The sequence below is a fragment of the Coprococcus intestinalis genome (assembly GCF_023656595.1).
In the GTDB taxonomy this organism is placed as follows: Bacteria; Bacillota; Clostridia; order Lachnospirales; family Lachnospiraceae; genus Coprococcus_A; species Coprococcus_A intestinihominis.
In genome coordinates, this window is record NZ_JAMOKJ010000014.1 from 62,420 (window position 1) to 86,114 (window position 23,695).

Here is a 23,695-nt window from a genome sequence, read left to right on the forward strand (position 1 = left end):
ATTCAAACATCTGTGCAAGTGAATGGTATAATTATTTCGAAAACGATGTACTAGCTATAGTACTTCTTATACTTTTCAAAATGACTCAGATGGGTTTTGATCATACGGGCCAGTCTCGGCATACCGAGATCTCCCTTCATGAAGCTTGGATTCACGACTTTCTTCTCTTTGATCAGCTTTTTCATCTTTGCCTTCAGAGCAGGATCCTTGACATACTTAAAGGCAACGGCTTTTGGAACAACCATCCAGAGATGCTCTTCTTTGGCGTAACGCAGCGGCAGTTCCTTGCCGTAAACAAAGTCTTCCACAATATATTCTGCCACATTAAATCCGGAACCGGTCACATAATAATTGCTTCGGCCCTGTCTTGTATTGATTTCAAAGAACTTGAACTTGCCGTCTCTTCTGTCGTATTTGATATCGAAATTGGAAAATCCCACATAATGCAGTTCTTCGAGCAAATCTTTGACACGCATCATCAGTTCCTTATTCGGCTCTGTGATAATGACTGCATGATTGCCCAATCCGTGCGGTGTATGCTCTTCAAGAAGCACATGACCGAGGCACATCATTTTCACCTTGCCGTTGTGATCCGAATAGGATGTCAGCACACGCATATACTCATCATTACCCGGAATCATATCCTGAATGATCAGTTTGCCTGTATAACCGGCCCCGTAAATGTCATCCAGCACCTGATCCAGTTCCTTCTTATCTTTAATCGTGTACACCTTCTTCTGTGTATCAAAAGGATGCTCCCAGTACTGAATGCTGTCGGATGGCTTCAAGATCACAGGGAATGGGAAATTCATCTCAAAATCATGTCCCATCTCTTTGTTGTGAATAATGGTTCCCGGATAATCCACGCCATGTTTCTCACAAAGTTTATAGAATGTCTCTTTCTGCTGGAGACTGTTCATCAAATCAAAATCAATATATGGTGCAATGGTATTCTTCGGCAGTTCATTCTTATGCTTGCTGATCAATGCCACATAGCTGTCACCGCAGCCCACCAGAACAACGGTCTTGTCTGCATGCTTGGAGCAGAAGCTCTTCACTGTCTTCATAAAAACTTCATCTGTGTCAATCTTCGGGTTTGGTGTATATTCAATAATTCTGCTCTGGTAACTCGGACCTGTGGCAAACTTACCAAATGTATAGGATTTCACTTTATAACGTTCATAAAATGCACGGGCAACACTGTATGTATTGATGTCCCCGCCAAACAGCATCGGTATAAAATCTCTTTCTTTGAAATTCATTGCTAATCGCCTTTCTTTCTATTTACAGTACCTTTCATTATAACTTAACCCTTTTTCCCTGTCAACGGCTGTCAAACAGCCTGTTTCCCTTCGTTTCTCAGTTTCTGCTTATTGAAACGAAATCTTTCATATAATCTTATCTTTTGTTTAACCGATTATCAATTTTGACAATCGTATCCCTGATATCTGATTCATATTTCTCCATTTCAATCTCAACAGGAGAGGGTGCCTTTCTCTTTGCCGCCGAAACAAAAGGATTAAAAAACAGCAGAATACCTGCAGCCACACCAAAAGCATAAGCAGCCTCAAGAATCCCGGGCTGTGTCGGCACATGGCCCACAAACAGCTGATAAATCCGACCAAACACCCCCGCCACATCCACATCCTGATCATAAGTCATGATGGTAAAAGCCGAACCCGTCAGAATGATCAGACTCACGCATACCGTCTTCAAAATCGTCACCCACCACGGTGCCGTCTTTTTGCCTCCCCATTCAACAATCAACTGTTCCGCTCCCAGCAACACACACTGGCACTGGATACCTGCAAATTGCTTCCGGACCTGCACTGTGATTACTTCCACCAACATTAAAACAGAGATGACACTCCGCCCCGTCTCTTGAGGCTGCAGGCCTGTCACCGACATCTGTTTGACAAAATCTGCCACCTTCCTGTCCGTTCCCACAATTTCACATAGATCTCCCATAGTCAACGGCTGCACCTCAACTTCAATATAATCATCCGCCAGCAAGTAGATTACAACCTGTTTCTGAGTCTTTGCTGTCTCATCTCCTGTTGTTGATTCTGCTTTCATTGTCTCATCTCCTGTTTTCAACTCTGTTTTCATTGTCTCATCCTCTGTTTTCGCCTCTGCTTTTCAACATTTCTCCGATACCGGTTTCTTCGCCCTACCTCTTTAATGGATTCCACATCCGATAGTATCTCAAAAACAAACAGCACTATGCATCAGCAAATATACATCTTCATTTTTCTGAGTATCCGCTTCTCCAGCCTGGATACCTGTACCTGAGATACCCCCATCCTTTTTGCAATCTGTGACTGCGTCTGATCATAATAAAATCTGAGAACAATAATTTCTCTCTCCCTCTGATCCAGTGCAGACAATGAATCCGCCAGCATCATCCGATCCAGGGCCGCATCTCCCTCTCCGCTTCGGGCAGACAGTTTGTCCATCAATCGGATACTACTGCCGTCACCGTCATAGATTGTCTGCTGCAGCGATGCCACCTCCTGCCCTGAATTGACCGCCAGCAATACATCTTCCATAGACATCCCAACATCCTTCACGATTTCGCTGAGGGTCGGTTCCCTTCCCAGCTTTTCCAGCAACTGTTCTCTACTACGATTCACTGCCGCCCGATTATCTTTAATCGACCGACTGACCTTAATGGCACCATTATCCCTCATAAAACGACGAATTTCGCCGGCAATCATCGGTACAGCATAAGTCGAAAAACGCACATCATAACTCAGGTCAAAATAGTCAATGGCCTTCAGAAGCCCGATCATCCCTATCTGAAATAAATCTTCTTTCTCCACTCCTCTGGCCGTATATCGGCTGATAATATGTTTTACAAGCCCGATGTTCTCCTGTACCAGATAATTTCTGGCCTCCTTGTCCCCTGCCTGTGCCCTTTGAAGCTGCTCACGGACATCTGTCACCTGACGGACCTCTTTTTGCTGCGAAGAACTGCAGGCCTTTCAATCTTCTTCCTCATTTTCACCTTTGTCCCCTGTCCCGATGTCGATGTCACTTCCAGCTCATCCATAAACGCCTCCATAAATGTAAAGCCCATGCCGGCATGATTTGTTTCCGGACGCGATGTGTATAAAGGCTCCATGGCCAGTTTCACATCATCCATCCCGATTCCATCGTCCTCAATTTCAACTTCCAGCCATTCATCCTGAATTTCCGCTCTGATCTCTACGCTTCCGCCTTTACCGTCATAACCGTGTACGACTGCATTCGTGACGGCTTCCGAAACAGCTGTCTTAATATCTGACAATTCTTCCATCGTCGGATCCATTTTTGCTGAAAAAGCAGCCACCGTCACCCGTGCAAAATACTCATTTTCCGCAATGGCATTCATTGTCAGACGCATTTTATCTCTCATCCCCGGCTCCGCCTCCTTCCACTGCTGCCAAAAACTGCGCTTCATCTTCATAACACGGAATAATTTTATGCAGCCCAGCCATCCGGTAAATCCTCCGAACCCCGCTCTGCATGCGAATGATATAAACAGCACCGCCCCATGCCCTGATTTCCCGATAAAGTCCAATCATCATGCCTACACCGGCACTATCCATAAAGACTGTATCCGCCAGATCAAAAACCAACAGCCGGAAGCACTGCTGCCTGAGCAGCCCTTCCGTGTACCTGATAATTGTTTCCGCCTGAAAATGATCAATTTCCCGGCCGGGCACCACAAACAAAATGCTGCGGACAATACGATATTCCATAAAAATCTCCTCCCCATCTGAGGTTGGTGTCTATCCTTCATAAAACAATTTCGTTATTTATTTTTATTAAGGTACCTAACTATTGATTTTTTCAAAAATGTATTCTTGTTTCAATTTATAATTGTATAGGGATTTGCCACTAGTCTTTACCAACAGCAAGACCTCATACCAGCATAGGCCTTGCCGCATTTTCCACATGAATAAGAAAAAGCATGTCCTCCCTACAATTAGAAAGTCATGCTTTTCTTTTGTGTTTTCACTATTTATTTAGTCCTAAGACCTATTCTCAATCACAAGAAAATTATTCTCCGCTGCCGTCACCATTATCTGACAAACCATCGCCTGTATTGTCACCGGTGTTATCGCTGCTGTTATTGCCATTATCGCTGCTGTCACTGCTATTATCGCTACTGTCACTGCTATTATCGCTGCTGTCACTGCTATTATCGCTGCTGTCGGTGGTATCAGATGTATCTGAACTGCTGATGTCAACGGCATCGATGCTTGATGTGTCGCCCAACTGGTTCAGATATTTTCTTGCATCATCGATCAGATCTGAGTTTGGATAAGACTGAATCAAACGTTTATAATAGCCGGCTGCATTACCGGTATCGCCCAGCAGCTGATAGCTTCGTCCCATGTAGAACACAGCATAGGAATAGCTGTCGTCCATCCGCAGGACTTTAGTCATACCATCGATAGCTCCGACATAGTCTTTCTTATCAAAACTGTCCTTTCCGTTCGCATACAGCGTTTCCGTCACAGAACTCTTTGTTGCTTCCTTGATAATATTATAAATCTTCTTCTCCTGGGCATTCGTAATGGCTGCAGGTTCGATTTCAGCGATCAGCATACCTGCATCCTGAAGATTCTGCTGCAGATAATTGCTGGCAGCTTCTATCAGTTTCTGCTCACTGGCACCGGCATCATCCACTGTATTGCTGGCAGTTGTCTCATACTGAGCTAACTGGCTCTTCAGATCGGTAATCTGATTCTGCAGATCGTCAATATTCTTATTGCGCTCGGAAATCTGGGCACTGTATTCCACAACTGCCTGATTGTATTCAAATGCCTTGGTTTTGGTGATTGAAGGCACGATCAACAGCCAGATAACGGCCGCACCGATAACAATACCGATCAAAATGTTGATAAAAGACAAAAATCCTGTGTTGTAATCTGCATAATTCTGACCTGACCCTTCCTCTATAACGATAGGATTCGGGTCATTGATCTGCATAAATTCTTCCTTACGTCCATGCTGATTTTTCTCAGGTTTGCCATGAAGGCGGTTAACCTCCTTCAGATACCGCAGTGTGGTCATATTATTTCTGTCAACCTTGACTGCACGCATCAGTACCTTTCTGGCCGCCGCATACTGCTTTCTCTGCATATAAAGCAGCCCCAACAGCTGATAGGCCCGGATATATGTAGGGCTCATATTCACCACACGTTTCAGCTCAATGATCGCCAGATCCGCATTATTCTCCTGCATATAGCTCAGCGCCAGATTATACTTCTGGATCACCTTATTGGTAGCCTTTAACTTGGCCGGATTGTTCTGAATGGCTTGAATATAGTCAGCCGCAATATTGTTGCGCTCCTGAAAATGGACACTGATGACCCATTCACTGAGGGCTGCCACAATCTCTCCCATCTGATAATAAATCAGCCCCAGAAGATTACGTGCGTCTGTATTTCGTTTGTTATATTTCAATGACTGACTCAGTGATGTCACAGCACCGCTCAGATCTCGTACCTTTGCCTTGGCCAGTCCCTGGTTATAATGCCAGTTGGATGAATATATGATCTTCTTGGCCACCTTGTCCACATGACCGCAATGTGGGCATACATAGACATTTTCCAGGGGCATATTACACTTTATGCAATTCATCTGCTATCCCCCTAAAAGCGCTTGTTTCCTGATGCAATTTTAACTTCCTTCATCATATCCTCCAGGATGTCCGTTACATCCCGGAGATCATTCTTGTAAATCGCCTCTTCCGCCTGATCAATTTCAAGGCTTGGCTTAAATTTCTTCAATTCTTCTTCAAAATTAATCATCTGTCCGTCCTTCCTGCATCGTCTCTCCCTGTCGATGCACCATCTACCGCTGCAGTGCTTCGATCACACTGCCTGCCAGATACAGCGATCCCGCACAAATAAGTACCGCATTCGGATACTTCGCCGCCTGCTGCTCACTTGTGGTGATTGCTTCATTTATATTATATGAATGACCCACATATCCATGCCAGTTCTTTCTAAATATTGATGCAACTGTCTCAAGATCTGTCCGTCGATAATTCTCAATCTCAGTCACTGTCACGCCCTTCAGTTCAGGGATCGTGCAGAGAATTCGTATCATTTCCCCGTAATCCTTGTCACTGGCCACTGCAAAAAGCAGCCATACCGGTCTGCCCGCAAAACTAGCCGCAATGGACTCACGGAGTTTCCTGATGCCGCCTACATTGTGTGCGCCATCCACATAGACCCCCGGAAGCAGTTCTTCCAGTCTTCCCGGCCAGTGCATATGCGCCATGCCCTCCAGAAAAACACCATCTTCCGTCTGCTGCAGTTCTGAATCCTGCTTCTGCAGCTCCTTTACAGCCATCCATGCCAGAGAACCATTCATGGTCTGATAAACCGCCTCTGTCTGCACATGAATCCTGTAACTCTTATTATCATACCTATCCTGCAATAAAAAATCAATGTTTTTGCCCCGATTTAAGAGAATTTTAACCTGTTCCGGTTCAATCACTTTCAATGGGCAGTGTAAAATCGCCGCTCTCTTACGAATAACAGCCATCGCTTCCGGTTCACTGCCGTCACAAATGACCGGCACGCCTGATTTCAAAATGCCCGCCTTCTCCCCTGCAATTTCCGTCAGGGTTGAGCCAAGAATTTCCATATGATCATAGCTGATGGATGTAATGATGGTTAAAACAGGCTGCGCGATATGATTGGTGGCATCCAGTCTGCCACCAAGTCCGGTTTCAATGATACCATACTCAATCCCCTGTCTGCCAAACCAGAGCATTGCCATCAGATAAAGCCACTCAAAATACGTCGGATGCAGATGTCCTGCCTTTTCGCGCACTTTGACAACATGGAGCAATTCCTCAAAAATTTCAGTAAACGCTTCTTCCGATATATTCTGGCCATTAATCTTCATCCGTTCCGTTGTCGTGATCAGATGCGGTGACGTAAAGAGCCCCGTCTTCTTTCCTGCCATCCGGAGCATACTGTCCAAAAATGCACAGACAGATCCTTTTCCATTGGTTCCGGCCACATGGATATAAGCGAACTTTTTCTCCGGATGACCAAATAAGGCCAGTATCTCATCCACATTCTCTTCTGATTTCACTTTTGAAAAACGAGGAATCTGATTAATATATTCCTCTGCCTCTGCATAATTCATGCTTATCTCTCCCATCCTGCAAGATTCCCCCCTGACAAAAGTCGATGATGGCCTTGTCTGGGAGGAATCCGGGATAAAACATTGTTTAATTCAAGTAATCGTAAACTCTTATTTCAGTGCTGCCAGACGTTCCTGGATCTGCGCCAGCATCTGTGTATATTTCTCTAACTTATCTTTTTCTGCCTGCACCTTATCAGCAGGTGCTTTATCGACAAACTTCGGATTGGAAAGCATCCCCTGTGCTCTCTTGATCTCTTTGTTCATCTTATCTTCTTCTTTTGTCAGACGTTCAATCTCTTTGTCGATGTCCACAAGATCCGCAAACGGCATGTAAAGAGCTGCCTGATGGATCAGTACAGATACAGCATCTTCAGCGATACCTGTCTTATCAGACTGAACTGCAACTTCGCTGGCATAACCAAGTGTTGCAAAGAAAGCCTTGGAATTCTCGAAAATATTTCTGACTTCTTCAGATTCAGATACAACAAATACTTTGGCTTTTCTGCTTGGCGGAACATTCATGCCTGTACGGGTATTTCTGATACCGCGGACAGCTTCCTTGATCAGCTCAACGGCTTTCTCATCCTCTTCAAAGTTCCATTCATCCTTGTATTCAGGCCACTTGGAGATCATAATGGATTCTTCCTCATTCTGAACATTGCAGAAAATCTCTTCTGTGATGAACGGCATATACGGATGAAGCAGCTTCAGTGCATTGATCAGGACTGTCTTCAGTGTCCAGAGGGCTGCTGCCTTTGTCTTGTCTTCGTCATTGTAAAGTCTTGGCTTCACCATTTCAATGTACCAGTCGCAGAATTCTTCCCAGATGAAATCATAAATCTTGGATACGGCAATACCCAATTCATACTTATCGATGTTCTCTGTGACATCCTTCGTCAGACGGTTCATCTTGGAAAGAATCCACTTGTCAGCCTGTGTCAGATCTGCCAGTGATACACCATCGATGGAAATACCTTTCTCGGCTGCCTGCTCAAAATTCATGAGCATAAATCTGGAAGCATTCCATACTTTATTGGCAAAATTACGGCTGGATTCCACACGCTCCCAGTAGAAACGCATATCATTACCCGGTGCGTTGCCTGTGATCAGTGTCAGTCTCAGGGCATCAGCACCGTATTTGTCGATAACTTCCAGCGGATCGATACCATTGCCAAGAGATTTACTCATCTTACGGCCCTGTGAGTCTCTGACAAGACCATGGATCAGTACAGTGTGGAACGGTGCCTTACCTGTCTGTTCATAACCTGAAAATACCATACGGATAACCCAGAAGAAAATAATATCATAACCGGTAACAAGAACATCTGTCGGATAGAAGTAATCCAGTTCTTCTGTCTTTTCCGGCCAGCCAAGTGTTGAGAATGGCCATAATGCCGATGAGAACCATGTATCCAGTGTATCAGGATCCTGTGTGAAATGTGTGCATCCGCATTTCGGGCATACAGAAGGCATACCTTTGGATACTACGATCTCACCGCATTCATCACAGTAGTATGCAGGGATTCTGTGGCCCCACCAGAGCTGTCTGGAGATACACCAGTCACGGATATTCTCAAGCCAGTGAAGATAAGTCTTGCTGTAAGATTCAGGAACAAATTTCAATTCGCCTGTTTTGATTGCATTAATTGCAGGCTTTGCCATTTCTTCCATAGCAACAAACCACTGAGGTTTGATCATCGGCTCTACCGTTGTCTTACATCTGTCATGGGTACCAACCGCATGTGTAATATCTTCGATACCACAGAGATAGCCCTGTGCATCAAGATCTGCGACAATCTGCTTTCTTGCCTCATAACGGTCAAGGCCGGCATATTTGCCGCCAAGTTTGTTGATGGTACCATCATCATTCATCACATTGATCTCCGGCAGATTATGTCTCTTACCAACCTCAAAATCATTAGGGTCATGGGCTGGTGTAATCTTAACAGCACCTGTACCTTTATCCTTATCCGCATGTAAATCGCCTACAACAGGGATTTCTCTGCCAACAAGCGGAAGAATAACATTCTTGCCGATGAGATCCATATAACGCTCATCCTCCGGATGAACAGCAACCGCTGTATCGCCCAGTAATGTCTCAGGACGGGTTGTGGCAATTTCAATAAATCTTCCCGGCTCACCGGCTACCGGATACTTGATATGCCAGAAATGGCCGACCTGTTCTACATGTTCTACCTCTGCATCGGAAATCGATGTCTTGCAGACAGGACACCAGTTGATGATTCGGGAACCTTTGTAAATATAGCCTTTCTCATGCAGCTTGCAGAAAACTTCTTCTACAGCCTTAGAACAGCCTTCATCCATTGTAAAGCGCTCTCTGTCCCAGTCAGCGGAAGAGCCCAGTTTCTTCAACTGTTTGATAATACGGCCGCCGTACTCTTCCTTCCATTCCCATGCTTTCTCAAGGAAACCTTCACGTCCGAGTTCTTCTTTGCTGATACCTTCTTCTTTCAGCTTATTGATGATCTTGACCTCAGTTGCAATGCTGGCATGGTCTGTACCCGGCTGCCATAATGCTTCATAGCCCTGCATTCTCTTGCAACGAATCAGGATATCCTGCATCGTGTTGTCAAGGGCATGACCCATATGAAGCTGTCCTGTAATATTTGGAGGCGGCATCACAATCGTAAAAGGTTTCTTGCTTCTGTCTACCTCTGCATGAAAATACTTCTTCTGAAGCCAGCGGTCATAAATCTTCTCTTCAATGGCCGCAGGATTATAAGTTTTTTCCATTTCCATAATTTTAATCTCCTGTCTTCTTTGTAAAGTGACTGCAAGGCCACATGCAAGCATGGGCTTTGACTCATTATTCGCGTAAAAAAAGAGCCCTCACATCCAAAAAGGGCGAGAGCTCGCGGTACCACCTTTATTCACATATTCCAATGACACACATCCGTCATCGCCTCGATGCGCACAGCAATCTATCCGCTGTCTGATGCATGGCACTTCCATATGCCTTCAGAGCCTTTAACGGAGCCACCCGTTACAGCCTACTAAAACCGGTCGTCAACTCTTCGCCGCCTGTTCCTGTTCAGCCATCCTGTTCAAAAGCTACCTTCAATACACATTGCTCTAAGCGGTCTTCCAGCTGCCAAACCGCTCTCTCTGAAGAGATCCTGTATCTACTCCTCTTTCTCGCCACATTTTCTATTCTCTATATTATAATTACCACGAAAATTTGTCAAGCACGAATCTCAACAAACCGCGCGCCTGACACATTCTTTCTGTCTGAAAAAGCGGCTGTACCTCATCTGCACAGCCGCTTTTTCCTTCTCTAAATATAAATATTCATCTACCTTCCCGATCTCAGTTATCTGACACCTAAGAAAGCTGCTCCATTACCCATTCCAGATCTGAAGTTGTCTTCATTTTCTCAAGAACTTCTTCATCTTCCAGAACCTCACAGATCTTGGATAAAAGTTCCAGATGTTCATCACCGATTCCGGCAATACCAAATACAAGTTCTGCCTTCTCATCACCGAAATCCACACCTTCAGGATACTGCAGGAATACGATACCTGTCTTCTTAACCGTTTCCTTAGCCTGACTGGTACCATGCGGAATAGCAACACCCATACCCATATAAGTTGTCACCAGTTTTTCACGCTCCTGCATGGCATCTACATAAGTTTCATCTACATAACCAAGCTCTGCCAACAGTTCCCCTGCTGCCCGAATGGCTTCTTCTTTAGAAACCGGCTTCTGATTCAGACGGATTCCCTGCTTAACAAGAATCTGCGGCTTATCCGTTTCTGTTGCCTCAGTCTCATTTCCCGCTACTGCGACAGGAACATCTGATGCCGTTTCTGCTTTTTCACTCTCACTGCCGGCATGACATAACTGTTCATAAAGTGCATCCAGTGCCGGGTCTGCCAGGAAATTACCGATGGTCACAAGCTGCGCCTGCGGTGCGGATTTTCTGGCACGCTCTGCCAACGTGGTCTGAACAACGGCAACATCACAATCGGATGGAATATTATCCACTGAAGTATTGCTTACGTGAATTTGAGGACATACTTCTTTGAGACGATTTCTGAATTTCGTTGCTCCCATGGCAGATGAGCCCATTCCCGCATCACACGCAAAGATGATCTTTTTGATCTGAGATGCATCTTTGATCTCAGTCTGTACAGTCTGCCCTTTGGCTTCCGCTTTCATGGCTGCCATCTCAGCCTGTGCAGCTTCCAGACTGTTCTTTCCGCCTGCCATCTTGACAATCGGTGATGCAACTGCAAATGAAACACCTGTCGCAATTCCCACACCCACCAGTACTTTCCATATATCAGAACCCGGTGTCATCATCAGATAAGCGATGATGGAACCCGGAGATGCCGGTCCTACAAGGCCGCAATCCATCATATTAAACCAGAAGATAGAAACCATATTGCCAATAATCGGTGCAATGATTACCAGCGGATTCATCAAAATATACGGAAAATAGATTTCATGGATACCACCCAGCACATGGATGATGATTGCTCCTGGTGCAGACTGCTTGGTCTTCATATCTTTACAGAAGAACATATACGCCAGTAATACACCAAGACCCGGACCCGGATTCGGCTCCAGCATGTACATGATCGACTTGCCGGCCTCCGCCGCCTGTGCTGTTGCCAACGGTGTAAAAATACCATGATTAATGGCATTATTTAAGAACAGGACTTTTGCCGGCTCAATAAAAATAGCAACCAACGGCAACAGACCATGTACAACAAGAATATTGACGCCTGCAGCAAGCACTACCAGAATTGCGCTCATGACCGGACCTACAACGGTGTATCCCAGAATCGCAAGCAGCATACCGATGATACCTGCTGAAAAGTTGTTGATCAGCATCTCAAAACCCGCCGGCATATGGCCGTCCATTGCTTCATCAAACTTCTTGATACAGAAACCACCCAATGGTCCGATGATCATGGCCGCCATCAGCATAGTGATGGATGTATCACTCATAATGGCACCAATAACAGCAATAGCACCAACAACACGACCTCTGTCGCCGCCAACCATCTTACCACCGGTAGATGCGATCAGAATCGGAATTAAATAGGTGAGCATCGGTGATACCATACTGTTTAACTTTTCATTTGGTATCCATCCGGTATCAATAAATAATGCTGCCAGGAAACCAAACGCGATCAAAGCCCCGATATTCGGCATGACCATTCCCGACAAAAACTTACCAAACTGCTGTACTTTATTTTTCACGATATACCTCCCCATAACGTCTTATACGGCGCCGCAATGGGAAATATACATTCTCTCAGCGATTAATAAACAGTAATATGGTGCGTTTCACACGCCAACAGGAATTCCTTCGGCAGATTGCCATCAGATATAATAATGTCCACATCTGCCAGTCCACAAATTGTATAGGTACTCTTAATATCAGTTTTGGAAGCATCCATCAGAACCACCACCTGTTCTGCCTGTTCAATTGCTGTCCTTTTTAACATCGCCTCTTCATTGTTGCCGCAGGTAAAACCTGCTTTCATCGAATAGCCCGTCACCCCAAGAAACGTCTGATGAAAATTAACCTGTTCCAGTTCACGAATGGCTGAAATGCCATATACACTGATACTATAACGGTTCAGCTGACCACCCGGCAGCATAATGACCGGCTTCGTCAGATTCGCCAGCTCAGTGGCACAGGAAAGACCTGTTGTATAGATCAGATTGGACTGATCCGGAAAAATCTTTGCCAACTCTGTTGTCGTACTTCCGGAATCCATGAATATCGCCGTATCCGGCTGAATAAGCTTCAAAGCTTTTCTCGCAATTTCCTGCTTCGCCTGTATATTGCGCACGACACGCCTTGTGAGATAATCATCCGTTCCGATCACCAGCTGTACAGACTTAGCTCCGCCATGGATCCTGACAATTTCCTTTGCCTCATCCAGGGCTTTCAGATCTGTACGCAATGTCATCTCAGACACATTCGAAAACTGTTCCTTAATCTGTGAAAAACTCACTGTTCCATACTTATTTACCAGTTCCACAATCGCATTTCTGCGTATTTCCATTGCATCCATCGTCGCTCCTCCCCGTCAGAATCCTGTTATCCTGACGGAATCAGAGCATTCTGACGGTTTCTATTCTTCTGTAATAAAGTTTGCAAGTAAAAATTCTTCAGCTTCAGGACACCATAATCCCTGATGAGCATCCACAATATCTGCCAGTGCTGCATAGCGGTCATCATTTCTCTCCTCTGCCGCCTTACGTAATTCATCCAGTGCAGTTAAAGGCATGGACAGATGCGTATAGATCAGCTTCTTGCCGCCCGGAATCTTCGGAAGATTCAATGTTGTCTCTGCAGCTGCATCAAGACCACCGATATGTGTGACCATAACTGCCGGATTAATGCGTTTTGCTGCTGTCAGTTCAAGGGATTCAATCATATCTGCTGTATTACCGCCTGTTGTACCCATAACATGTGTTGAATTATAATGAACATCGTAGAAATTCATAGTTGCACTGAAGTTCTTGTCAGTTGGTCCTGCAAAGAAGTTCAGACAGCCATCTCTGCCAAGAATGTCACTGGACTGTTTCACAACTGCAGCAACCGGTGCATAGCAGAAAACATCATCGTAGCCTGTGCCACCGGAGATTCTGATCAGTTCTGCAACAGGATCTTCCAATTTGCCTGTGTTTACAAAATGAAGTTCAATACCTTCCTTCTTATATGTCTCAACAGGGAACAGCTCTTCTGCACGATCCAGACGATCCTGATTCAGATCTGTAACAACAACCATGGAAGGGCGTACATCACGATGCAGCGCATAGGTCAGTGCACCAAGTCCCATAGGACCTGCACCTGCCATAATGGCCAGCTTGCCGTTTTCCTTGATGCCCATCTCATGTGTATAAACACCCATCTGTGTATGATAAGCTGCGTGGAAAGCACCAATACTGCAGGACATCGGCTCTGCCAGGGAAGCCTCATAGTAAGCACGGCCTTTGTACTCTAACAGACATCCCAGTTCCATAACCTCAGCAGGAATCACACAGTAAGTTGTATCTCCGCCAAAGAATTCATAGGAGTAGCCAGGGCTCCACATTGTTCCTTTGTAGTTCAGAGCCGGCTGAAGTGTAAATTTCATGCCTGGTTTGAACTGATCCTGATGGTTCTTACCTACCTTTACAATATCACCTGCAAATTCATGTCCCATGATGGCCGGATGCTCTGCAACATCCTCATGTACTCTCTTGTGCTCTGTTCCCAGAATCGCACATTTGTAAGTTGACATACAAATGCTGTCTGAAACGACCTTTACAAGGATCTCATCATCTGTAATCTCAGGAAGTTCAAACTCCTCCAGTCTCAAATCATTTGCTGCGTGTAATCTTACGCCTCTTGCCTTCATAATAAAAGCTCCTTTCTACTATGTTATTCCCGTTTTTTGACTTTTGCAACAACAAAGTTGAAAATTTATTGCTGCTGATATGACTTTTGTTTGATTGTTGTTTTAAAAGTTTATTACTTTTATTTCAACAGCTGTTACACTTATAATATGCCTCTATCTCCTAAAAGTCAACGGTTATTTTCTCATAAAAGTGCACAAATTTTTGCCGTATTTTTTTACTTCAAAAGTTTTGACTTTTGAATTGACAGTTTGTTTTTTCTATGTTAAATTGTTGGGATAACACTGCAAAAAGCTCCGGCCTTTCTTAGTTAAAAGAAAAGCCGGAGCTTTTGCGTCTTATAAGGATGTTATTAATCAACAAGAAACGGCAGGAAATAACGGATCTGCTTTTTCCACCACGGCCAGTCATGATCCACATCATATCCCCAGAAATCGGTCCATCCGTGGATCCCTTTTCTGTAGAAGATGTCTGCCATCTGACCCGTTGTACGGATTCCCTCACTCTCCCAGTTGCCCTGTCCTACGCAGAGAATGATTTTTCTTTCATTATACAGCTGGATATATGGATGATCTGAAGGCATATTCTCCAGAAAATGAACAGGAGAATTATTATACAGATTCTCATCGCACCATCCATCTGTGAAATAGGTGGCATCATAACAGCCGGACATGCCAAGCACACCGCCGAACAGATCCGGTCTTCTGAAGAATACAATGGCTGCGTGAGTTGCGCCCAGGCTACAGCCCAATGTCAACGGCAACTGTCCTGTACCGTTGATCTCATGTACCATCGGAAGGACTTCATCTACGATATAACGATAATAGCATTCCTGCACCCAGGCACGATAGCCCTTATCACCCCATGTGTCGGACCAGCTCTCCTTATCCACCGTATCAACAGAAAAGAGCTGAATTTTTCCACCATCAATATAATCCTGAATCACATCGATCATGCCGAAATTCTCAAAATTGTCACACATACTGTCCTGACATGGAAATACGATGATCGGCACCCCTGTATAACCATAAACCAATACATGCATCTCTCTCTGAAGATGCTCGCTGTACTGTGTATAATAATGTCGTTCCATTTTATTCAAACCTCTCTATCTTCCTACGCTGAGACATTCCCGACGCATTCTGTACCTTTTATGTCAAATCATAGTTTTTCTTCTGCCGGTTGAGATAATCTCTGACAAAATCCCAATATTTTGCAGTTGTCTGACCATTTCCCAATGTCAGACCATCCTGTATCTTCCGGTTCTCCTCCGAATGCTCACACAGATGCTCGGCCTCTTTATAGCGATTGAGAACCGCATCACTGATATCCGTCGGGATATCTTCCTGACGGATCAAGGTCAGAATCTTCTCATGATCTCCCAGCAGCTCCAGCACATACATATACGGTGCCAGAAAATCCTGGGTTTTCACCAGTTCAAAGGCCCGCTTCATACATTCCGCCGCACATTTGATATTGTGAAGCCGCAGAAAAACCATGCCCATATTGTGCCATGTGTCAGCCTTGAACTGTCTCGTCATCTCACTGTCATAATCATGCGTCATCTGATAGACAACATGGTGATAATTCTTCAAAGCAGCCATATAATGTCCGTATCGGTTATAGTTGTCCGCCGCAAGGCGCATCTGCTCTAAAGGATTCTGATGCTCCATCTCCGTGAGCTTATTGTAGATCCGGGCAATTTCCCCATTATCCAGATAATCAACCGCATTCAGAAGCAGACGTACAATCTCTTTTAATGGTTTGCCGGCGGATTTGTAATTAAATAGTGCCAGCGCCAGAGAATGGCTACCTGTAATCTTATCCATCCAGAAAAACATCTTCTCATCGAAAAGATCATAGGTCGTTATATAAACATTCTTCGACAAATACCAGCATAATTCCTCCAGCGAGAAAATACGAGTTCCGGACATCTTCATATCCAGCGGAAAAACTTCCTGAGGAATGGTTGCCTCAATGACAGCCTCCTTCGCAGACTGCACGGATGCCTCCGAAGCCTCCCCTATATCAAAATGCATCTCCCACACTTTGCCTGTCGCCGCAAAAATCTCGCCAAATCCCATATCTGTCACACGGATATGGCAGTCTGTCTCTGATTGAAAAGAAGTCTCGATCAATAACTTCGTTGTCTTCGGCGGACGCTGCGGCAGAGCATCCAGTGTCATCACCGCCGTCTGCTCAAAATTCGTCAGCGGATCCCGCATTCTGATTATCAACTGTTCCTGACCGTCTATAATGATCGCTTTTCTTGAAACAGCACTGTACCAGGGTGTCCCAGCCGCTGCCAGTATCAGCTTCTGTGGTGCATGCTTATGTACCGACCGCAGATAGATATCTTTCGTCAGCAGACCGGCATTCGCTGCAATAAATCCCGGTTTTCTTCCAAAGCTTCCCTGATCAAAACTGTGATAGCAGGCACCTCGGGCATAGAGATTCTGTCCCGCAAAAACATGCCGTTTCATGGCACATAACTGTTTCAGCGAAAGATTCATCCAGCTCTTGCCGGATTCTGCCCCAGAGAATCCCTCACCCATCAGATAATAGGTTGAGATCATTCTTCTGGCTGATACTTCCTTAATCGCTTCAAGAAACTGTCTGTCCATCTCAGGCGGTACCGGATCTGCCAGTTCATGACCATCCAGATACTGGTTCAGCACCGTTGTCTCGGCTGTTACCACCGGCGGATGATGCTTCCAGGATACAGACAGATGATGATACCGCAGCCCTCGGCGATCATATTCAAACAAGCCCACATCATGGGTCCATAATTCCCGTCGCTGGGACAATGCATAATATTCATAACTCAATCGATGGCTTTCCAGCGCCAGCAACTGTGCGCCGATTCCCATTGAAGCCGCTGCACGCTTCAGCGCATCCGCTGTTGCCAGATCCACGTCTTCCATGGTAATCGTGATAAATCCGACCTCCGCACCCTCACACACAGTCTCAAGAGCCTTCAGCGTTTTCTGGAAAAATATGCCTATGAGTCCGGCCTTTTCCATACGCTCACCAGCCACATCCACCATTGGATCGTCAGCAATGCGTACAATAAAATCGCGCACCAAAACACCGTTGCCTGCCTCCGCCGCTTTTAGGGCCTGCTGCCCGGCAAGCCATTCACCATTGGAAAACAGCCTGCACAGCACTGTCGGGATTTCGTTCTGTCCATCAAAATTGACCGAATCCGGTTCTTCTTTTTCTGTATTGTAATAACTGATCTGTGAATAGTCCGCACACAGATCGTATCCAACCATTAACCTTTGTCTTTCCATGCTCTGTGTCACTCCTATTTCAGTTCAAATAACTGCTCTGTCATTTCATTGATTCTCTCATACGAACAGATCATTTCATTCACTGCCTGGCTGTCCTCTGTCTGGATTGCATGATTCATCCGGTTCAGCAGTTCCACACCGGTTTCCGGCCATGCATCCATGGCCTCTTCCCTTTGCAGTAAATGTTTCTCACCGGTTTTCTCCCCATTTTCATCCTGCTCTGAGATATAGTATTCTATCTCCTCACCTGCAAACAGTCTGAAGGTTCTGATGAAAATACCCCCAAGAATATGGCGCATCGGCTCATTGATCCACTCCGTCTCAAACTCCTGATGCAGACGGTAATGAATTGTCACCGCTGCTTTCGGACTGGTATGATATTCTGCATAGAGAAAATCAGCCAATTCCTCCGGCACCTCGGCATTCCCGGCATATTTTCTGAAAAACGGCAGAAGGATTCCCTTATCCATAAAGGCAGCTACCTCCTGCTGCAGTTTCTCATAAAATTCCGGTTCTACATGGTCTGCCTCCGAATAATACTGCAGCAGCGCCAGAGCGCATACATCTCGGGCATTCTCCACCTGATCCAGCTCTATCTCCATAATCTGGAAAATCTTCTCTCCGGATGTCTGTCCATGAACCAGATAATGATAGCCATAATATCCGAGAAATGCCCGGATCAACCGATGTCCCGGATGTGTATGATAATAAGAAACAAAAACGTCACAGCCCTCGGCCACATGATTCTCCGTAAACAATATCTCACAAAGCAGACGCTCCTCCAGCTGTTCCGCCGGCACTTCAAAATCACCGGCTGCCTTCCATATCGCATACAGCTGCTCTGTGGTTCCTGCATAAAACATGATCAGATACTGCAGAATCGTCTCGTCGTACTTGCCGTTGGAAAATGCAAAATAGGCTAATTCCACCAACAGTTCATCCTTTGCGAAATTCTTTTCCCGGATGACTCTGGAACAAAGCCGCATGATCCGTTTATCCTGAATGCCTTCGTATCCGTATTCCCGGATAGCTTCATAAGCCTTGTCAAACAGCCCTCTCTGAATAAAATATTCAATAATATGGCTGCGCTCTGAATGGCCCAGAAGCTGGATATCCAGCTGAAGCAAATATTTCTCAAGGGTCTCTCCCTCATAATTATCATAATAATAATCGATCAGATTCTTCAGGATCGTCTTCTGATAATGTCTGCTTACATCCGGCAGGCTCAGAACGCATTTGTATGTTTCAATGGATACATCATCCATCATCTGATATTTCAATGCACGTTCACTTCTGTTGAGTACCAGCATCTTATTATCCCGCCCCTGCTCATAGCAGATCCTGATATAACGGCCGGCATCCATCAGTCTGTCAATCGTATAAGGGATTGTTGACATATAGCGTCCGCCCCGGGTATCCACAAGTACAATCCGATAATCATCCATATAAAGATCCACATAAGCATCCCCCTGATTCAGCGGATAATACTTCTCCTCACCCAGCTCGGAATAATCAATAATCACACCCACGATTCCCGGATGATCACAATGAATATGATGCTTAAAAATAATCGCCGGCATCGCCTTCACAACATGCGGCGTCATCGCTTCCTTCGTCAGATAATGATGATACAAAACGGCAATGTCCTCATTAATAACACCCTTCTGCAGCTGTTCAAAAGTAAAGGCTTTGATAATACCGTCATATGCCTCGAACAATTTGCCCAGCCATTGCTCATGCTCGATCACATATCTGAACAGAAATGCCTTCTGTTTCAGTTGCAGCCGATTATCATACTGAAAATAAATCAGTACCGGAACCGGCAATTCCCTGCAATTCTTCATATCCAGTGTCGCCATATAGTATTCGTACAGTCCCTGCATCTTGATGGAAGATTTAATGCCCAGCTGATACCACTGATGGTAGATCGGATCCTTCTTCTCACCGAGAATCAGCAGATGCAGGACTGCTGAAAGAAGGTTCTTTGTCTCATACAATGAACACATCTCGATCATCGCATGCAGACACTGTCCGTGATATACATGCATGCGCAGGACAAGATCCGCAAATCTGAAAATCGTTTCGCGATTCAGGCAATCATGACGTATTCCCCAAAGGAACAGACTGATCTCAAAAGCACCCATTTCCCGGATCAGCGATGGATCCTTATTGATTATCTTAACAGCCTCCAAATACATGAGCCCGCCCATCAGATGCCTGTCATAGAGCGCTTTCGTCTGTCTGAGTACCTTAAGCTGGTGCTGTTCTTCCCTTGCATCCAGCTTCATCAGCATATAGACCAGTTCCCATCGGTCATGATATTGACCTTCCTCATAAAACTGAATAGAATCACGGACGTACTCCGTATAATGTTCATCCTGTCTGCACAGCGCATTCACATAGAGAAAATAACTGTATGCGACTGCAGAACGATATCTCAGCTCACGGCCATTGATACCATCCAGAATCTTCTGTGCTTCCTCGTTCTTGCCTTCCTCACGCAGAAAATCCGCTTCAACAACCTTGAAAAGAATATCCCTGCTGTTATTCAGACAGCCATTAATATCCTCTCTGGCATAACCAATCATCTGATTCCTGTCAATCTGATGCAGCGCATACTTCAAATACAGCCTGCACAAATGCATCCACGAAGCCTTCAACGTCTTTCTCTCAATAAAATCCACATCTCTGGCTTTCTCACGTCTGCAGCATACCGGCACCACAATACGCTGATTCAGCGTCTCAAGAATGATCTTGCCGGAAGCCACAGTATGCATTCCCGGCACAATATTGTACTCCAACTGATAATAGCTTCCCAAAAAATCCTCATCCGTCACAGTCTTCTTATAAACGCTTAAGAAATCCCCCTCTGTTGAAACGTGAATATTCACATGTCCCCACTGGTTCTTCTCGATCAGCAGATGTTCGCTGACGGGATGCTCAAGATTATCGAATTCAATCAAATCCTGTGACACACTCATCTGTACCGCCTGTTTCCGCTTCACTGTACACAGAAATTCTTCCATTGCCAGTGACATATCACTGCCCTTAATAAGTGCCGCATAAATCCGTCGATTCTTCTTATTATGCAAAAAAACACGCCCAAATTCCGGTGTCTTAAATATCTTCAGTGCCTCCGACCAATTGTCTCTGGCCAGGGATGCGAACTGATCCAGGTCATTCATCGGGCCCATGCTGGAATCGCAAAAAGGCGCGCATACCTTTACTCTGTACGGAATCGTGATCTCACCGCCATTGCTCACAATATAAAAGCATCCTTCGCACACTTCACCTGTTTCCAATGCCTGTGTATCAAAAACATAATGAATACATCCCGTTGTTCCGATCACTGTAGACTCCAGGCACTGCATCCATTTATTCGATGAGAAAATCATGGCGCGTATTTCAATATGATTGCGGCTGTTCAATTGAATCGTACCCGAATAGTGGCTGCCCGCCTCAACTTCCAGAGCAATCTCCTTCTCTGATACTTCAATTTCCGGATTCTCATACTCAAATACGCCTCTTGACAATAACTGAATCTTTTCTTTCACGTTCTCTCACCTTCTTCTCAAAATCTATCATAACTTTTTCTCTTTCTAATTCGCATAATGTATTTTATCACTAAATGCGGTTCTCTTCAATCTATAGACGACAAAAAAGATGCTCTGCGGCTGTCAGATTCTGTCAACAGCCACAGAACATCCTCTTATCACTTGCCTATGCAAATTCCGGAAGCAAGCACTGGTGCTTCTGTTTAATTCCTGTCATTCGATAAATAAATCCCGGCAATTCTGCCATCTGCTTATAGGTCACAACCACACGATTCTGCTCCAGACGTTCTGTCTGCTCCAACAGAGGACTCAAAACCGTATCCTTTGTAAAAAGATAAGTTGAACGAATAGAGAGGTCAAAAATCATATATTCCTTCTTACTGTTCATCCTAAAGGCCTGACGCTCATAATCTACAACGACGCCCGGTCTCAGCTGGTTGATGGTCAGCTGCAAATAAAAATCTCTGAAAATCGACTCTCTGGCGGAGGCCATCCATTCATAATCACCATCCAGGATCCGTTCAAACTCTTCTTCCGACAACCGTGTATAGCTCTTCGAAATAAGCCCTTCCCGCTTACTCTTCTTCTCAAGGATCAGATGGTCTGTATCCCAATCAGTCATCATCACGCAATAGCTGTCCGTATTCTCCTGATTCACACTGACGGCATCTGTCAGATAGTTGATCTCTCTGTTAAAAAATACCTTCCGGACAACCGAAATCCTGGCCGGACGGAACTTCTTCTCCTTATGTAAAGTATCGATAATATGCTTATATTCTTCCTTTGGAATAATATTGTTCTCTTCATAATACATTTCGTCAAACACCGATCTTCTCACCTTTCCCTTTCACGCTAATGGATTCCCCCTTCCATCAGCCTTCTTTGTTCTTCATTTGACTCTCTTATTGTACGATATAATTGTGTATTTATGATGAGAAAAGCCTAAAATGTTTCTAAAAAAATAAAGACTGTCGAAACAGTCTTTATCTTATAATTTATAAATATTTCATTAGTTTATTTACGCTTGATAATCTCATGACGACCAGGGCCATTGGATACCATTGTAATCGGAACTTCCAGCTCCTTCTCAATGAACTCAATATAGTTACGGCAATTCTCTGGAAGATCTTCATACTTCGTGATGCCGCGGATATCACATTTCCAACCTGGTAATGTTGTATAGACCGGTTTTGCTTTCTTGAGGAGACGTGTTGTTGGGAAGTCTCTTGTCACTTCACCATCGATCTCATATCCGATACATACAGGCAGTTCATCAAGGTAACCCAGTACATCCAGTACTGTCAAGGCTACTTCTGTTGCACCCTGTACACGGCAGCCGTATCTTGAAGCAACCGCATCAAACCAACCCATACGTCTTGGACGTCCTGTTGTAGCGCCGAATTCGCCGCCGTCACCGCCGCGCTTTCTGAGTTCATCAGCTTCTTCGCCAAAAATCTCAGATACAAATTCACCGGCACCAACTGCACTGGAATAAGCCTTAACAACTGTAATAACATCCTTGATCTCGTATCCAGGAATACCTGCACCAATTGCACCATAAGAGGCCAATGTAGATGAAGATGTAACCATAGGATAAATGCCAAAATCCGGATCCTTCAGAGAACCAAGCTGACCTTCAAGAAGAATTCTCTTATTCTCTTTCAATGCCTGATGTAAAAATGCAGATGTATCACATATATAAGGCTTGATCATATCTCTGTATCCAAGCAATGTCTGATAAATCTCTTCCGGATCAAGCTTCTCCTTGTGGTACAGATGCTCAATCAGGACATTCTTCGTCTCTACAACACGATAAACTTTCTCTTTGAGGCCTTCCTCATCAAAAAGTTCACTGACCTGAAAACCAATCTTTGCATATTTATCAGAATAAAATGGCGCAATACCTGACTTTGTTGAGCCAAAGGACTTACCGCCAAGTCTTTCTTCTTCATAAGCGTCTAATAACATGTGATATGGCATCAAAATCTGTGCACGATCTGAAACAAGGATCTTCGGCATTGGCACATTTCTTGATGTCAGACTCTCCAGTTCCTCAACAAGATATGGGATATTCAATGCAACACCATTACCGATGACACTTGTTGTATGATTATAAAAAACACCAGATGGCAGAAGATGTAATGCAAACTTGCCATAGTCATTGATAATCGTATGTCCGGCATTACTGCCGCCCTGGAAACGGATAATAATATCTGAATCCTCGGCCAACATATCTGTAATCTTGCCTTTACCTTCATCTCCCCAGTTCGCTCCAACGACTGCTCTAACCATAAACTTACTCAGCTC

17 protein-coding genes and 1 other annotated feature are annotated in these 23,695 nt (G+C 44.8%); all 17 genes read right to left on the minus strand.

The window, feature by feature from the left end; all coding sequences use genetic code 11:
• Nucleotides 1–50 precede the first annotated feature (50 nt).
• The 17 genes from NBH03_RS11150 to NBH03_RS11230 all read right to left on the minus strand — a co-directional run bounded on the left by NBH03_RS11150 (nt 51) and on the right by NBH03_RS11230 (nt 23,680).
• Nucleotides 51–1,262, minus strand: coding sequence for a carboxylate--amine ligase (locus NBH03_RS11150; RefSeq protein ID WP_117527620.1), 1,212 nt, complete (start codon nt 1,260–1,262; stop codon nt 51–53).
• Nucleotides 1,263–1,398: 136 nt separating this feature from the next.
• Complete coding sequence (locus tag NBH03_RS11155; RefSeq protein WP_250799621.1) at nt 1,399–2,109, minus strand: stage V sporulation protein AA; 711 nt, start codon at nt 2,107–2,109, stop codon at nt 1,399–1,401.
• Between the two features lie 119 nt (nt 2,110–2,228).
• The gene (locus NBH03_RS11160) at nt 2,229–2,945 is read right to left on the minus strand and encodes a SigB/SigF/SigG family RNA polymerase sigma factor (protein WP_250799622.1); all 717 of its coding nucleotides are present in this window, start codon (nt 2,943–2,945) and stop codon (nt 2,229–2,231) included.
• Nucleotides 2,942–3,397, minus strand: coding sequence for an anti-sigma F factor (gene spoIIAB / locus NBH03_RS11165; RefSeq protein ID WP_250799623.1), 456 nt, complete (start codon nt 3,395–3,397; stop codon nt 2,942–2,944). Before spoIIAB ends, NBH03_RS11160 begins: the two co-directional genes overlap by 4 nt.
• Nucleotides 3,387–3,743 (minus strand): STAS domain-containing protein, encoded by a 357-nt coding sequence (locus NBH03_RS11170; RefSeq protein ID WP_015513800.1) that lies wholly within the window; start codon nt 3,741–3,743, stop codon nt 3,387–3,389. Before NBH03_RS11170 ends, spoIIAB begins: the two co-directional genes overlap by 11 nt.
• 301 nt (nt 3,744–4,044) lie before the next feature.
• Complete coding sequence (locus tag NBH03_RS11175) at nt 4,045–5,634, minus strand: tetratricopeptide repeat protein (RefSeq protein ID WP_250799624.1); 1,590 nt, start codon at nt 5,632–5,634, stop codon at nt 4,045–4,047.
• Nucleotides 5,635–5,645: 11 nt separating this feature from the next.
• Nucleotides 5,646–5,804, minus strand: coding sequence for a hypothetical protein (locus tag NBH03_RS11180; protein WP_015513803.1), 159 nt, complete (start codon nt 5,802–5,804; stop codon nt 5,646–5,648).
• Between the two features lie 43 nt (nt 5,805–5,847).
• Complete coding sequence (locus NBH03_RS11185; RefSeq protein WP_250799625.1) at nt 5,848–7,158, minus strand: bifunctional folylpolyglutamate synthase/dihydrofolate synthase; 1,311 nt, start codon at nt 7,156–7,158, stop codon at nt 5,848–5,850.
• A 108-nt stretch (nt 7,159–7,266) separates the two neighbouring features.
• Nucleotides 7,267–9,918, minus strand: a complete 2,652-nt coding sequence (locus tag NBH03_RS11190) for a valine--tRNA ligase (protein WP_015513805.1) — start codon at nt 9,916–9,918, stop codon at nt 7,267–7,269.
• Between the two features lie 98 nt (nt 9,919–10,016).
• Nucleotides 10,017–10,327 (minus strand) — a binding site (T-box leader).
• Between the two features lie 173 nt (nt 10,328–10,500).
• On the minus strand, nt 10,501–12,387 hold the full coding sequence (locus NBH03_RS11195; RefSeq protein ID WP_331476123.1) for a PTS mannitol transporter subunit IICBA: 1,887 nt from the start codon (nt 12,385–12,387) through the stop codon (nt 10,501–10,503).
• A gap of 62 nt (nt 12,388–12,449) precedes the next feature.
• Nucleotides 12,450–13,211 carry a DeoR/GlpR family DNA-binding transcription regulator gene (locus NBH03_RS11200; protein ID WP_250799627.1) on the minus strand — a complete coding sequence of 254 codons (762 nt, stop codon included), beginning with the start codon at nt 13,209–13,211 and terminating at the stop codon, nt 12,450–12,452.
• A 60-nt stretch (nt 13,212–13,271) separates the two neighbouring features.
• A complete protein-coding gene (locus NBH03_RS11205) occupies nt 13,272–14,543 on the minus strand; it encodes a zinc-binding dehydrogenase (RefSeq protein ID WP_227083149.1) in 1,272 nt (423 codons plus the stop codon).
• A gap of 350 nt (nt 14,544–14,893) precedes the next feature.
• The gene (locus NBH03_RS11210) at nt 14,894–15,634 is read right to left on the minus strand and encodes an esterase family protein (protein WP_117540884.1); all 741 of its coding nucleotides are present in this window, start codon (nt 15,632–15,634) and stop codon (nt 14,894–14,896) included.
• A 58-nt stretch (nt 15,635–15,692) separates the two neighbouring features.
• Nucleotides 15,693–17,834 carry a DUF5716 family protein gene (locus tag NBH03_RS11215; RefSeq protein WP_250799628.1) on the minus strand — a complete coding sequence of 714 codons (2,142 nt, stop codon included), beginning with the start codon at nt 17,832–17,834 and terminating at the stop codon, nt 15,693–15,695.
• 14 nt (nt 17,835–17,848) lie between these two features.
• Nucleotides 17,849–21,388 carry a DUF5717 family protein gene (locus NBH03_RS11220; RefSeq protein WP_250799629.1) on the minus strand — a complete coding sequence of 1,180 codons (3,540 nt, stop codon included), beginning with the start codon at nt 21,386–21,388 and terminating at the stop codon, nt 17,849–17,851.
• A gap of 166 nt (nt 21,389–21,554) precedes the next feature.
• The gene (locus NBH03_RS11225; RefSeq protein ID WP_215689036.1) at nt 21,555–22,214 is read right to left on the minus strand and encodes a VTC domain-containing protein; all 660 of its coding nucleotides are present in this window, start codon (nt 22,212–22,214) and stop codon (nt 21,555–21,557) included.
• Nucleotides 22,215–22,402: 188 nt separating this feature from the next.
• A complete protein-coding gene (locus NBH03_RS11230) occupies nt 22,403–23,680 on the minus strand; it encodes an adenylosuccinate synthase (protein ID WP_250799630.1) in 1,278 nt (425 codons plus the stop codon).
• Between the last annotated feature and the right edge of the window lie 15 nt (nt 23,681–23,695).

What these genes read in the sequence shown, in the direction of transcription:
- NBH03_RS11230 (WP_250799630.1), bottom strand. Translation starts at nt 23,680, where the DNA reads ATGGTTAGAGCAGTCGTTGGAGCGAACTGGGGAGATGAAGGTAAAGGC.
- NBH03_RS11190 (WP_015513805.1), bottom strand. Translation starts at nt 9,918, where the DNA reads ATGGAAATGGAAAAAACTTATAATCCTGCGGCCATTGAAGAGAAGATT.
- NBH03_RS11170 (WP_015513800.1), bottom strand. Translation starts at nt 3,743, where the DNA reads ATGGAATATCGTATTGTCCGCAGCATTTTGTTTGTGGTGCCCGGCCGG.
- NBH03_RS11205 (WP_227083149.1), bottom strand. Translation starts at nt 14,543, where the DNA reads ATGAAGGCAAGAGGCGTAAGATTACACGCAGCAAATGATTTGAGACTG.
- NBH03_RS11185 (WP_250799625.1), bottom strand. Translation starts at nt 7,158, where the DNA reads ATGAATTATGCAGAGGCAGAGGAATATATTAATCAGATTCCTCGTTTT.
- spoIIAB (WP_250799623.1), bottom strand. Translation starts at nt 3,397, where the DNA reads ATGAGAGATAAAATGCGTCTGACAATGAATGCCATTGCGGAAAATGAG.
- NBH03_RS11215 (WP_250799628.1), bottom strand. Translation starts at nt 17,834, where the DNA reads ATGGAAAGACAAAGGTTAATGGTTGGATACGATCTGTGTGCGGACTAT.
- NBH03_RS11175 (WP_250799624.1), bottom strand. Translation starts at nt 5,634, where the DNA reads ATGAATTGCATAAAGTGTAATATGCCCCTGGAAAATGTCTATGTATGC.
- NBH03_RS11155 (WP_250799621.1), bottom strand. Translation starts at nt 2,109, where the DNA reads ATGAAAACAGAGTTGAAAACAGGAGATGAGACAATGAAAGCAGAATCA.
- NBH03_RS11180 (WP_015513803.1), bottom strand. Translation starts at nt 5,804, where the DNA reads ATGATTAATTTTGAAGAAGAATTGAAGAAATTTAAGCCAAGCCTTGAA.
- NBH03_RS11200 (WP_250799627.1), bottom strand. Translation starts at nt 13,211, where the DNA reads ATGGATGCAATGGAAATACGCAGAAATGCGATTGTGGAACTGGTAAAT.
- NBH03_RS11150 (WP_117527620.1), bottom strand. Translation starts at nt 1,262, where the DNA reads ATGAATTTCAAAGAAAGAGATTTTATACCGATGCTGTTTGGCGGGGAC.
- NBH03_RS11210 (WP_117540884.1), bottom strand. Translation starts at nt 15,634, where the DNA reads ATGGAACGACATTATTATACACAGTACAGCGAGCATCTTCAGAGAGAG.